This window comes from Phenylobacterium sp. (assembly GCF_031360265.1).
Taxonomy (GTDB): domain Bacteria; phylum Pseudomonadota; class Alphaproteobacteria; order Caulobacterales; family Caulobacteraceae; genus Phenylobacterium.
Genome location: NZ_JANMBF010000142.1, coordinates 58,035 through 70,523 on the forward strand (window position 1 = coordinate 58,035; position 12,489 = coordinate 70,523).

Annotated in this window: 12 protein-coding genes; 4 read left to right on the forward strand and 8 right to left on the reverse strand. The window is 68.7% G+C overall.

Features of this window, described 5'->3' with window-relative positions:
- The first annotated feature begins 66 nt into the window (after positions 1-66).
- Together RMN86_RS13350 and RMN86_RS13355 are read left to right on the forward strand one after the other, a co-directional pair.
- Entirely contained in the window at positions 67-1,191 is a 1,125-nt protein-coding gene (locus RMN86_RS13350) for a glycosyl hydrolase (RefSeq protein WP_309606340.1), read from the forward strand.
- Positions 1,192-1,215: 24 nt separating this feature from the next.
- Entirely contained in the window at positions 1,216-1,479 is a 264-nt protein-coding gene (locus RMN86_RS13355) for a MoaD/ThiS family protein (protein WP_309606341.1), read from the forward strand.
- Here the strand turns inward: RMN86_RS13355 and serA are convergent.
- The 4 genes from serA to RMN86_RS13375 form a co-directional block, all read right to left on the reverse strand.
- The gene (serA, locus tag RMN86_RS13360) at positions 1,476-3,050 is read right to left on the reverse strand and encodes a phosphoglycerate dehydrogenase (protein ID WP_309606342.1); all 1,575 of its coding nucleotides are present in this window, start codon (positions 3,048-3,050) and stop codon (positions 1,476-1,478) included. The genes RMN86_RS13355 and serA overlap by 4 nt on opposite strands.
- Positions 3,051-3,178: 128 nt before the next feature.
- Complete coding sequence (locus RMN86_RS13365; RefSeq protein ID WP_309606343.1) at positions 3,179-4,348, reverse strand: phosphoserine transaminase; 1,170 nt, start codon at positions 4,346-4,348, stop codon at positions 3,179-3,181.
- Positions 4,349-4,483: 135 nt separating this feature from the next.
- Complete coding sequence (locus RMN86_RS13370) at positions 4,484-4,912, reverse strand: hypothetical protein (protein WP_309606344.1); 429 nt, start codon at positions 4,910-4,912, stop codon at positions 4,484-4,486.
- An 86-nt stretch (positions 4,913-4,998) separates the two neighbouring features.
- Positions 4,999-5,334 (reverse strand): hypothetical protein, encoded by a 336-nt coding sequence (locus tag RMN86_RS13375; protein WP_309606345.1) that lies wholly within the window; start codon positions 5,332-5,334, stop codon positions 4,999-5,001.
- A 266-nt stretch (positions 5,335-5,600) separates the two neighbouring features.
- Here RMN86_RS13375 and RMN86_RS13380 point away from each other — a divergent pair, with 266 nt between their 5' ends.
- Both RMN86_RS13380 and RMN86_RS13385 read left to right on the forward strand, forming a co-directional pair.
- Positions 5,601-7,520, forward strand: a complete 1,920-nt coding sequence (locus RMN86_RS13380) for an ATP-binding protein (protein ID WP_309606346.1) — start codon at positions 5,601-5,603, stop codon at positions 7,518-7,520.
- Positions 7,521-7,625: 105 nt separating this feature from the next.
- The gene (locus RMN86_RS13385; protein WP_309606347.1) at positions 7,626-8,102 is read left to right on the forward strand and encodes a hypothetical protein; all 477 of its coding nucleotides are present in this window, start codon (positions 7,626-7,628) and stop codon (positions 8,100-8,102) included.
- 182 nt (positions 8,103-8,284) lie between these two features.
- Here the strand turns inward: RMN86_RS13385 and RMN86_RS13390 are convergent, their stop codons facing one another.
- Genes RMN86_RS13390 through ftsH form a run of 4 tightly spaced genes read right to left on the reverse strand, consistent with a single transcriptional unit; the run spans position 8,285 to position 12,423 of the window.
- Entirely contained in the window at positions 8,285-8,875 is a 591-nt protein-coding gene (locus RMN86_RS13390; RefSeq protein WP_405041349.1) for a nucleotidyltransferase family protein, read from the reverse strand.
- On the reverse strand, positions 8,851-9,651 hold the full coding sequence (gene thiD / locus RMN86_RS13395; protein ID WP_309606348.1) for a bifunctional hydroxymethylpyrimidine kinase/phosphomethylpyrimidine kinase: 801 nt from the start codon (positions 9,649-9,651) through the stop codon (positions 8,851-8,853). Before thiD ends, RMN86_RS13390 begins: the two co-directional genes overlap by 25 nt.
- A gap of 40 nt (positions 9,652-9,691) precedes the next feature.
- Complete coding sequence (folP, locus tag RMN86_RS13400; protein WP_309606349.1) at positions 9,692-10,528, reverse strand: dihydropteroate synthase; 837 nt, start codon at positions 10,526-10,528, stop codon at positions 9,692-9,694.
- 14 nt (positions 10,529-10,542) lie between these two features.
- The gene (gene ftsH, locus RMN86_RS13405) at positions 10,543-12,423 is read right to left on the reverse strand and encodes an ATP-dependent zinc metalloprotease FtsH (protein ID WP_309606350.1); all 1,881 of its coding nucleotides are present in this window, start codon (positions 12,421-12,423) and stop codon (positions 10,543-10,545) included.
- Positions 12,424-12,489 lie beyond the last annotated feature (66 nt).

Below are 12,489 nucleotides of genomic sequence, written 5' to 3' on the forward strand. Positions count from 1 at the left end.
ATAGAGACTTGCCGAGCGGTGTCGGATTGGCGTGATATGGCGCGTCCTCAGGTCAGGGAGAGGCCGATGACCGACGCGATCCAACTGCTGGTGGGCACCCGCAAGGGCGCCTGGATCTATCGCAGCGACGCCCGACGCGAGAGCTGGCGCGTCCAGGGGCCGATCTTCCTGGGCAGTATCGTCAACCATCTGGTGCTCGATCCGCGCGACGGGACGACGATGCTGATGGCGGCCTCGACCGGCCACCTGGGCCCGACGATCTTTCGCTCGAGCGACGACGGCGAGACCTGGGCGGAGGCCAAGTCGCCGCCGGCGTTCCCGAAATCCGACGACCCCCGCGCGCGCTCCGTCGATCACAGCTTCTGGCTTGAGCCCGGCCATCCCAGCGAGCCGGGCGTCTGGTGGGCGGGGGTCTCGCCTCCCGGTCTGTTCCGCAGCGCCGACGGCGGGGTGACCTGGGCGGGCGTCGCCGGCTTCAACGACCATCCCCGCTACTGGGACTGGTGCCCGCCCGAGGCCGGCACCCCTGACGGATCGTTGCTGAACCAGGTGGTCATCGATCCCCGCGACGCGCGGCGGATGTATCTGGCGACCTCCAGCGGCGGGGTGTTCGAAACCGCCGACCAGGGCGCGACCTGGAGCCCGCTGAATGAGAACGTCGCCTGCGATTTCCAGCCCGACCGCTATCCCGAGTTCGGCCAGGACGCCCATTTCATCGCGCTGGCGCCGACCGACCCTGACCGGCTGTGGCAGCAGAACCATTGCGGGATCTATCGCCTCGACCGCCCGGCGACCCGCTGGGAACGGGTCGGCGACGCCATGCCGCGCGAGATCGGCGACATAGGCTTCACCATCGTGCCGCACGCGCGCGACCGCGACACCGCCTGGGTCTGGCCGATGGATGGCACGGACGTCTGGCCGCGCACCAGCCCGGGCGGGCGGCCCGCCGCCTATCGCACCCGCGACGCCGGCAAGAACTGGGAACGCCAGGACAGGGGCTTCCCCGCCGAACAGGCGTGGATCACCGTCAAGCGCCAGGCCTTCTGCGGCGACGCCTGCGACCCCATGGGCCTCTACATCGGCACCACGGGGGGTGAGCTCTGGATGAGCCAGGAGGGCGAGATTTGGCGCCAGATCGCCGCCCACCTGCCGGAGATCTATTCGGTGGTGGCGGCGCCGCTGGGCGCATGACCCCAAGACCATGACCCCAAGACCGTGACCCACGTGCTGATCCCCTCGCAGCTGACGTCCTACACCGCAGGCGCGACCCGCCTGGAGGCCGACGGCGCGACGGTGGGCGCGGTGCTCGACGACCTCGACGCCCGCTATCCGGGCCTGAAATTCCGGGTGATCGACGAGCAGGACCGGGTCCGTCGGCACATGCGCCTGTTCATCGGCTGCGACGAGACCCGCAGCGTCGCGGCCCCCTTGCGCGCGGCCGACGAGCTGCTGATCTTCGGAGCGCTCTCCGGCGGTTAGAACCGGAGCGCGCGCGCCTCCTTGACGTGCGGTAGGGCCTGGATCCTGGCCAGCAGGGTCTCGCTGGGCGCCTGGTCGACGCCGACCAGGGCGATGGCGTCGTCGCCGGCGGAGACGCGGCCCAGGTTGAAGGTGGCGATATTGACGCCCGCTTCCCCCAGCAGGGCGCCCAGGTTGCCGATGAAGCCCGGCTTATCGAGGTTGTTGACGTAGAGCATGGTCGGCATGAACGGGGCGTCGAGGTCCATGCCCTTGACCTCGATCACCCGCGGTGTGCCCGCCAGCACCGAGCCGGCGAAGGAGCGCTTGCCCTTCTCGGTGGTGACGGTGATGCGGATCAGGCTCTCGTAGATCGGCGAGTCCTCCTGGCGGCTCTCCGAGACGATGATGCCGCGGTCCTTGGCCACCGCGGGCGCGGAGACCATGTTCACCTCGGCCAGCATCGGGCGCATGACACCTGCCAGGGCCGCGGCGGTCAGCGGCTTGGCGTTCAGCTTGGCCACCTCGCCCTCGTAGGCGATGTCGATCGCCTTGATCCCGAAGTCGACCATCTGGCCGGCCATCAGACCGAGCTTTTCGGCCAGAGCGATGAAGGGCTTCAGGCGCGGCGCCTCTTCCGCCGTGACGGAGGGGCTGTTCAGCGCATTGGTGACGGCCCCGGTCAGCAGGTAGTCGCTGATCTGCTCGGCCACCTGCAGGGCGACATTCTCCTGCGCCTCGTTGGTGGAGGCGCCCAGGTGCGGCGTGGCCACGAAGTTCGGAGCGCCGAACAGCACGTTTTCGCGGGCCGGCTCCTGCATGAACACGTCGAAGCCCGCGCCGCCGATGTGGCCTGAGTCGAGGCCGGCCCGCAGCGCGACCTCGTCCACCAGGCCGCCGCGGGCGCAGTTGACGATCATCACGCCCTTCCGGGTCTTGGCGAGGTTCTCGGCCGACAGGATGTTGCGGGTTTTTTCGGTGAGCGGGGTGTGCAGGGTGATGATGTCTGCCCGGGCCAGCAGCTCATCGAGCTCGACCTTCTCGACGCCCATTTCAACCGCGCGCTCTGGCGACAGGAAGGGGTCGTAGGCCACCACCTTCATCTTCAGGCCCCGCGCCCGGTCGGCGACGATGCCGCCGATGTTGCCCGCGCCGATCAGGCCGAGGGTCTTGGCGTAGAGCTCGACGCCCATAAAGCGGCTCTTTTCCCATTTTCCCGCCTGGGTGGAAACGTCGGCGGCGGGCATCTGGCGGGCGAGCGCGAACATCATGGCGATGGCGTGCTCGGCAGTGGTGATCGAGTTGCCGAAGGGGGTGTTCATCACCACGATCCCGGCGGCGGTGGCGGCGGGAATGTCGATGTTGTCGACGCCGATGCCGGCGCGGCCAATGACCTTGAGGTGGGTCGCCGCGGCGATGACCTCCTTGTTGGGCTTGGTGTCGGAGCGAACGACGAGCCCGTCATAGTCGCCAATGATCTTGATCAGGTCTTCCTTGGAAAGACCGGTCTTCACGTCGGCGTCGACGCCGCGCTGCTTGAAGATGTCGATGGCGGCGGGGCTCAGGCTGTCGGCGATGAGAACGCGGGGCATTTTGAAATCTCTGTGCTTGAGCCCCTCCCCCTTGCGGGGAGGGGTTGGGGTGGGGGTGCGAGCGGGGCGGAGGCGGTGTTTCACCCCCATCCCCGGCCCTTCCCCGCAAGGGGGAAGGGAGGCCTGGATCACGCCGCTGTGAGTTCCGAGGCGACGCTGGCGAAGGCCCAGTCGAGCCAGGGGGTCAGGGCGTCGATGTCGGAGGTTTCCACTGTGGCGCCGCACCAGATCCGCAGACCCGGCGGGGCGTCGCGGTAGCCGCCGACGTCCAGCGCCACGGCCTCCTTCTCCAGCAGGGCGGCGAGCTTCTTGGCGAACTCGGCCTGGGCGTCCGGCGACAGCGAGGTGATGGCCGGGTCGATGACCTTCAGGCAGACTGAGGTGTTGGAGCGGATGGCCGGGTCCTCGGCGAGGAAGGCGACCCAGGGGGTCTTCTGGGCCCAGGCCTCGAGCACGCCGAGATTGGCGTCGGCGCGGCGTTTCATTTCCGCCAGGCCGCCGATCGAGGCGGCCCATTTCAGGGCGTCGATGGCGTCTTCCACCGCCAGCATGGACGGCGTGTTGATGGTCGCGCCTTCGAAGAGATCGAGGGTAACCTTGCCGCCTTTCGTCATCCGGAACAGCTTCGGCATCGGCCAGGCCGGCGTGTAGCTCTCAAGGCGCGCGACGGCGCGGGGCGACAGGATCAGCACGCCGTGCGCGGCTTCGCCGCCCAGCGCCTTCTGCCAGGAGAAGGTCACCACATCGAGCTTGTCCCAGGCCAGATCCTGAGCGAAGGCCGCCGAGGTGGCGTCGCAGATGGTGATGCCCTCGCGGTCGGCGGCGATGAAGTCACCGTTCGGGACCCGGACGCCGGAGGTGGTGCCGTTCCAGGTGAACACCAGGTCGGCGTCGGGCCGCACCCGGGTCAGGTCCGGCAGCTGGCCGTAGGGCGCGTCGAGCACCTCGGCGTCGAGCTTCAGCTGTTTGGTGACGTCGGTGACCCAGTCCTTGCCGAAGCTTTCAAAGGCCAGCAGCTGCACGGGCCGGGCGCCCAGCATCGACCACATGGCCATCTCCACCGCCCCGGTGTCGGAGCCGGGGACAATGCCGATCAGGAAGTCGTCGGGAACCTCCAGCACCGCGCGGGTGCGGTCGATGGCGTCCTTCAGCCGGGCCTTGCCGAGCTTGGAGCGGTGCGAGCGCCCAAGCACCGCATTCTGGAGATTTTCGGGGGTCCATCCCGGGCGCTTGGCGCAGGGGCCGGACGAAAACTCGGGACGCGCGGGGCGCATCGCCGGCTTGGCGAGGGTGGTCATGGCAGTGTCTCCCATCCTTACAGATGGACTGCGCCCCGTTGGGAGGGCGTGGCCCGCGCGCCAGAAGCCCGGGTTTGTGCTGCGCTGCAAGAGAAAGTTTTCTGCGGGGTCGGTGAGCCCGCGTGGTGACGCGGACTATTCGCGACGGGCCGCCTGTCGCCGCCGGATCGACATCGCGGTCCCGACACCGAGGCAAATGACCACGCCGACGAAAATGGCGTTGTTCACGATGGCGTGGAATGCATCGGGCTGCCGCTCGGTGACGAAATAGAACGAGTGGAGGGTGAACTGCGCGGCGTAGAGCAGCATCGCCCCGCCGAGCCACAGGCTGCCGAACCTCAGCGTAACGAACAGCAAGCCCATGGCAGTGACCGCGTCATCGACCAGTAGCAGGACAGGCATCATCGATGGCGGTGCGATATAGCCGACGCCGATGAAGAAGAAGATGTTGATGAAGAAGAGCGCTGCGCCGAAGCGTTCGGCGGCGCCGCCTTTCCACCACGCAAGCACGCAGACTCCAACCACCAGGGCGAGTGCGAGCTGTGCGATCGGTGAACCTGGCATGACAATGCGCCCCTAATCCCAATTAGAGGCGCATCACCAGTTAAACCTTTGCAACATTGGGTCGAAAATCCGCCCCAATGGCGAATCTAGCCGACGTCGCGCATCTTCGTCTGGACGATCTCGGCCGCGAAGTGCGGCTTGTCTTCGATCGCCATCTTCGCGCGGATGCCCAGGCGAAGCTTGGCTTCGTTGAGCTCATTGTGCACGCCGACCATGGCGGTGCGGGCTTCGCTGAGCGCGCGGATGGCCTCGACCATCTTCACGGCGGCTTCGTCGGCGAACACCATCGAGACGTTCACGTCCTTACGCGCGCGGAGCATTTCGCTCATCAGTTCAGAGGCTTCCGCCAGCGCGCCATCAACGGCGGCCTCAGTGACGAACAGCTTCTTGGCCACCCGTTGCGCGACAAACGCCTTTTCCATGAAATGCCCTCGATTAAGATTAACGACCACAATTTAAGGTAAATGCAGCCTTAAGCTTCGCGCAATCGATTCATCGGTTGTTCAGTACGATTTCTACCCCAGGGGGTTGCATTGTGGCGCCAAAGGCACAGTTTGCCGCCTGGCCGGCGCCCAGCGTCGGAAATCCGCCCCATTTGCCGCGATCTCCAGGGGCGGAGGGTCCCGCGAAGCGAAGCGTTAGGATTGTTGGGCTAGAGCCAAGGTGCGTGCGTCTCCTTGCGAAAGCCATGACCGAACCCACCAGCACTTCCGGCCCCGACGCCCCCGGCTCCGCCCCGACCGCGACGTTCCACGCGCGCGTGGCCGGCGTCGGCCTGGTGACCACCCTGGTGGTGCTGGTCGCCGCGTGCCTGACCTTCATGCTGCAGCAGTGGGCGGTGGCCCGCACCCAGTCGCACCAGAGCTACGTCGGGCTGGCCGCAATCATCGCCGCCACCGAGGCCGCCGAGATGGTCGGTGGCGCGCCGGGCGCGATGCAGGCGCCGCTCAACGCCCTGGCCGACAGCCGCAGTGTCCTGTCCGCGCGCCTGACCGATCCCGCCGGCGCGGTCCTGGCGCGTTTCGACCGCGCGCCGGAGCGCGACCTGTCCTTGGGGCCGACGGAAACCGTCCAGGCCGAGGTGAGGTCGCAGGGGCGGACGCTGGGCCGGCTGGTCCTGGTGGTCGGTCAGCCCCGGTTCGCCGCGATGCTGCCGAAGTTCGTGGCGCTCACCGCGGCCCTGCTGTTCGGCGGCATCGGCGTGGCGCTGTTCCTGGCGCGCGGAATGGCCCACCGGGTGATCGCGCCGGTGCTGCGGCTGTCCGAGGCCATGCACGAGGTGGCCGGCGGCGGCAGCTTCGAGCCGGTGGAAGTCCGGGCGCAGGACCAGCTGTTCCGCGGCCTGACCAACAGCTTCAACCACCTGCTCGGCAAGCTCGGCGAGCGCGAGGCCGAGCTCAAGCGCGCCATGCGCGAGCTGGAGGACGCCCGCGACGCGGCCAATGCCGCCAACGTCCTGAAGACCCAGTTCCTGGCCAATATGAGCCACGAGATCCGCACCCCGCTGAACGGCGTCCTGGCCATGGCCGAGGTGATGTCCATGGGCGACCTGGGACCGGTGCAGCGCGAGCGCCTTGGCATCATCCGCCAGTCCGGCAGCCTGTTGCTGGCGGTGCTGAACGATGTGCTGGACCTGTCGAAGATCGAGGCCGGAAAGCTCAGTCTGGTGACCGAGGACTTCGATCTCGACTCGACCCTGGCGCCTTCGGTGGAGACCTTCCGGGTGCTGGCCGACGGCAAGGGCCTGGCGTTCAACCTGTCGCTGGCCGACGAGGTCAGAGGGTGGTGGCGCGGCGACCCCGACCGCCTTCGCCAGATCGTCGGCAACCTGCTCTCCAACGCGGTCAAGTTCACCCCGCGCGGCGCGGTCGAGGTTCGCGTCGACCTCAATCCGGGCAGCGGCGCCCTGCGCCTGGTGGTCGGCGATTCCGGCGTCGGCATCGCGCCGGAAAAGCTGCCGGCGTTGTTCGAGAAATTCACCCAGGCCGACAACTCCGCCACGCGCCGGTTCGGCGGCACGGGGCTGGGCCTGGCGATCTGTCGCGAGCTGACGCAGATGATGGGCGGCACGATCGCGGTGGAGAGCCGCGAGGGCCAGGGCTCGACGTTCACCGTCGAACTGCCGCTTGACCGCGGCCAGGTCGCCGCGGCGGGCGAGGTCCAGGACGCCCCGGACTCCGACGCCCGCGACCTGCGGCTGCTGGCGGCCGAGGACAACCCCACCAACCGCCAGGTGCTGGCTGCGGTGATGGACTCGCTCGGCATCGACATCGACATCGTCGCCGACGGCCAGCAGGCGGTAGATGCCTGGCGGGCGGGCGGCTACGACCTGGTGCTGATGGATATCCAGATGCCGGTGATGGACGGCATCGACGCCGCGCGCGAGATCCGCGCGGCGGAAGCCCGCGACAACCGCAAGCGCACCCCGATCGTCGCCCTGACCGCCAACGCCCTGAGCCATCAGGTCGATGAGTACCTGGCCGCTGGCATGGACGGGCACGTCGCCAAGCCGATCGAGATCGCCAAGCTCTATGAAGCGATCTCCAATGCGCTCACCGCCGCGGCGACCGGGGCGAGCCCCCGACGGACCGACGCCCGGACCAGCTGAACACCGAATAACGGGAGCCTCAGGCCCGCGTCATGCGTTGCGTGGTCCGATGACAACCTTGAGGCCGGAATTTCCGGCGCCTCAAGGTTCACGGAGGATCCCGCCATGAAGACCATCCTGCTGTCGCTGACGGCCGCCGCCACCCTGGCCGCCGCCGCCGCACCGGTCGCCGCCCAACCCTGGCGCGGCCAGGACCACGCCGCCTACGACCAGCCCCAGAATCTGGGCGATGAACAGCATCGCCACGATGGCGCTGACTCGCGACCCGCCTATGGCCAGGATCCGCGCCACACCCAGGGCTATGACCAGCCGGCCCGCATCCAGCCCGAGGACCGGCAGATCATGCACCGCCTCTACGGTCTGGACTGGAAGGTCGACAACGCCGCGCGCCAGCACCGCATCTCGTGGCGCGACGGGCGGGATCTGCGCGCGGCCCTGCTGGCGGTCAAGCCCGCCGCTCTGCGCGTTCAGGCCGGTCGAGCCGACGGCTCGGAGCGTCAGCGCGTCGAGCAGACCATGGCCCGCGTCGAGGCGACGCTGAACAGCTACGCCCAGAACGATCGCCACGACGGACGGCGCTAGACCCTGTCCCGGCTGACTTGAATCAAGTCAGCCGGGAATGAACAGGGTCGTCGCTATATCTGGAGCCCTTCTCCTCCACTCAGGTTGATCCAACCCGAGTGGGAAGGGCTCTGGCCGCTGTCCCGGCTGACGTGGCGCGCGTCAGCCGGGAAGGAACCGGGTCGGCGCATCTTGCCAGCGGACTAATCCAGCACCCGCAGCTCGGGCCAGCGCGCCAGGGCCGAGGCCGAGGTGCGGGCAAAGCCGTTGGTGGGCCGCGACGGGTTGGGCCGCAGCGTCAGGCTGAACAGGTCCTCCAGCCCGAACGGCGCCACCACGGTCAGCCGGCCATCGGTCTCCAGGCGCGCGCCCACCGAGAACAGCGGGCTGACGAACCTGTCGAGAGCCTGGGCGGTGCGAGCGAGCGGGGCGTAGGGTTCGGCGAACTTGGCCTCGAACCACAGGTGCACGCGGGCCTGATTGCGCACCTCGACCAGCTCGCGCAGCGGCGGGGCGAAGCGCTGGGCGACGCGGCGGATCACCGCGTCCTCGGCCTCATAGGAGGTGTCGGGGTCAAAATAGCCCAGGTCGTAGTCCTTGATCCCATAGTCCGCCTCGCGTCCGGTCAGCGCGTTCAGCACCCGCTGGTAGATCGCGCCGGAGAAGATCAGCCAGTCCGGCAGGTCCAGGTCGCGGGCCGTGGTCATCACCTGCATCAGGCTTGGACAGGCCCGCACAATCGCCTCCAGTCGGGCTTCCAGACCCGGCCTCACAGCCGCCCCCGCAGGGGCCATCCGTGGTCGATGGGGCCGTTGCCGCCGCCGAGGCCGGGCGCCTGGAGGATCGCCTGGTGAACATAGTCCCAGGCGCGCGCCACAGCCGCCTCGAGGGACATGCGCTGCGCCAGGCCCACCGCGCAGGCCGACGCCAGCGTGCAGCCGGTCCCGTGGGTGTGGCGGGTGTCGATCCGCTCTCCCTCGAAGGCGGTCTCGCCATAGGGGGTGATCAGCAGGTCGACCACGCGCGGGCCGGGCAGGTGGCCGCCCTTCATCAAGACGGCGCCGGCGCCGGCCGCCAGCAGGATCTCGCCGGCCCGCCGCAGGTCGTCGGCGGACTCTACCGTAACGCCGGTGAGCGCCTCGGCCTCAGGCGCGTTGGGGGTCAGCAGGGCCGCGCGCGGAACCAGCAGGCTGAGCACGGATGAGAGGGCCTCGTCGGCCAGCAGCCGCGCGCCCCCCTTGGCGATCATCACCGGGTCGATCACCACCGGCCGGGCGGCCTCGTCGAGCAGCCGGGCGACCTGCTCGACCACCTCCACATCGCCCAGCATGCCGGTCTTGATGACGTCGGCGCCGATATCCTCCAGCACCGCGCGCGCCTGGGCGGCGATCAGGTCGGTGGGCAGGGGATAGGCGGCGCTGACGCCGCGGGTGTTCTGCACGGTGATCGCGGTGATCGCCGTGGCCGCATAGCCGCCCAGCGCCGTCACCGTCTTGATGTCCGCCTGGACCCCCGCCCCGCCGCCGGAATCCGAACCGGCGATGATCAGGACTCGTCCAGGGGAAGGCATGGGATCGCGATAGCTTGGCGATGGCGGATTTGCACGTCTTCTATGCCGGGCCAGCCTCGACGATGGCCTGCCAGACCCGCAGCGCCTGCACCGTCTCGCGCACATCGTGGGCCCGCACGGCGGCGACGCCGGCCGCGGCCCCCATCAGCGCGCCGGCGATCGACCCGCCCAGTCTTTCGTGAGGGGGCCGCTGATCCGGATCGCGCCCGCCCTCGTCCAGGGCGGCGATGAAGCGCTTGCGGCTGACCCCCAGCAGGACCGGGAACCCCAGCGCCACGATCCGGTCGAGGCCGGCCAGCAGGGGCAGGTTGTGGCGGGTCATGTGCTTGCCGAAGCCGATGCCCGGATCGAGCCAGATGCGTCCGCGCGCGACACCGGCGGCGACGGCGGCCTCGGCGCGTCGATTGAGGAAGTCCGCCACCTCGGCCACCACGTCGTCGTAGCTCGGCTCGACCTGCATCGTGCCGGGCTGCCCCTGCATGTGCATAAGGACCACCTCGCAGCCGAGATCCGCCGCGACCGCCAGGCTGTCGGGCGCATGGCGCAGCGCTGTGACGTCGTTCCAGATGGTCGCGCCCGCCGCCACGGCCGCGCGGGCCACGGCGGGCTTCATAGTGTCGATGGAGAGGGTGACGGCGCTCTCGGCGCGAATCGCGCGGATCAGCGGAACCACGCGGGCGATCTCGTCGGCCTGCGTCACCGGCTGGGCGCCGGGGCGGGTGGACTCCCCGCCGATGTCGAGGCTGTCGGCGCCCTCGGCGATCAGGCGCCGCGCATGGGCCAGCGCCGCGCCCGGCCCGGCGAACCGGCCGCCGTCCGAGAAGCTGTCCGGCGTCACATTGACTACGCCCCACACCTTGACCGGCAGGACGGGCACGCGACCGGGGAGGGTCAGGCCGGTTCGGGCTTGGGCGATATCGGCACGGCCAGGGCGGGGCCGGTCGGGCGGCGGGCCTCGGAGTCCTCGCGGTTGGGGGCCACGCCCTTCAGCGCGCCGATGATCTCATCGCCGCTCAGCGTCTCGTATTCCAGCAGCGCCTTGGCCAGGGTGTGCAGGTCGGCGAGCTTTTCGGTGAGGATCCGCTTGGCCTCGGCATAGCCCGCCTGGACCAGGCGCTTGACCTCGGCGTCGATGATATTGGCGGTGGCTTCCGAGACATTCTGGGTGCGCGAAACCGAGTGGCCGAGGAACACCTCCTCCTGGTTGTCGCCATAGGAGACCAGGCCCAGCTTTTCGGAATAGCCCCAGCGGGTGACCATGTTGCGGGCCAGGCCCGTGGCGGCCTGAATGTCGCTGGACGCGCCCGAGGTAATCTTGTCCTTGCCGAAGATCAGCTCCTCGGCGACGCGGCCGCCCATCATGATCGCCAGGCGCGAGGTCATCTGCTCATAGTTGACCGAATAGCGGTCGCCCTCGGGCAGCTGCATGACCATGCCCAGCGCCCGGCCGCGCGGGATGATCGTGGCCTTGTGCACCGGGTCGGCGGCCGGCACCGTCAGCGCCACCAGGGCGTGGCCGCCCTCGTGGTAGGCGGTGCATTTCTTCTCGTCCTCGGTCATCACCATCGACCGGCGCTCGGCGCCCATCATGACCTTGTCCTTGGCTTCCTCGAAGTCGCGCTGGGTGACCATGCGGCGGTTCTTGCGCGCCGCCATCAGGGCCGCTTCGTTGACCAGGTTGGCCCGGTCCGCGCCGGAGAATCCGGGCGTGCCGCGCGCGATGGTCTTGGTCTCAACGTCAGCGGCCAGCGGGATGTTCTTCATGTGCACGCGCAGGATCTTCTCGCGGCCGTTCACATCGGGGTTGGGCACCACCACCTGGCGGTCGAAGCGGCCCGGGCGCAGCAGCGCCGGGTCCAGCACGTCGGGCCGGTTGGTGGCGGCGATCAGGATGATGCCCTCGTTGGATTCGAAGCCGTCCATCTCCACGAGCAGCTGGTTCAGCGTCTGCTCACGCTCATCGTTGCCGCCGCCGAGGCCCGCGCCACGATGGCGTCCGACCGCGTCGATCTCGTCGATGAAGATGATGCACGGCGCGTTTTTCTTCGCCTGTTCGAACATGTCGCGCACGCGGCTGGCGCCGACGCCGACGAACATCTCCACGAAGTCGGAGCCGGAGATGGTGAAGAACGGCACGCCCGCCTCGCCGGCGATGGCGCGGGCCAGCAGGGTCTTGCCGGTGCCGGGCGGGCCGATCAGCAGCGCGCCCTTGGGGATCTTGCCGCCCAGGCGCTGGAATTTCTGCGGGTCTTTCAGGAAGTCGACGATCTCGACGACCTCATCCTTGGCTTCCTCGACGCCGGCCACGTCCTCGAACATCACGCGGTTCTTGTTCTCGGTGAGCAGCTTGGCCTTGGACTTGCCAAAGCCCATGGCGCCGCGCGTGCCGCCCTGCATTTGGCGCATGAAGAAGATCCAGACGCCGATCAGCAGCAGCACCGGCAGGCTGTTGAGGAAGAAGCCCAGCAGGGTCATGCCGCCGGCGGCCTTGACCGATATGTCGACGTGCTGGTCCTCAAGCCGCTTGACCAGGTCGTCCTGGTTGTTGGGCGTGACCGCCGTGAAGGTCTTGCTGGCCTGGTCGGTGATGACCACCGAGGCGCCGCGGAACTCGGCCTTCTTGACCTGGCCGCCGTTCACCTTGCCCAGGAGCTGGGAATAGGTGATTTCCCCGGCGCTGGCGGACTTTCCGCCGACGCCCACGACCATGGAGTAGAGGCCGATCAGGACGACGACGATAACGCCCCAGATGGCAAGATTGCGCAGGTTCATCGGTTCGGACCGCCTCAATTAGGGCTTGGCGACAAGACCCCAGAGATAGGGGTCCGGCCGCCGTTT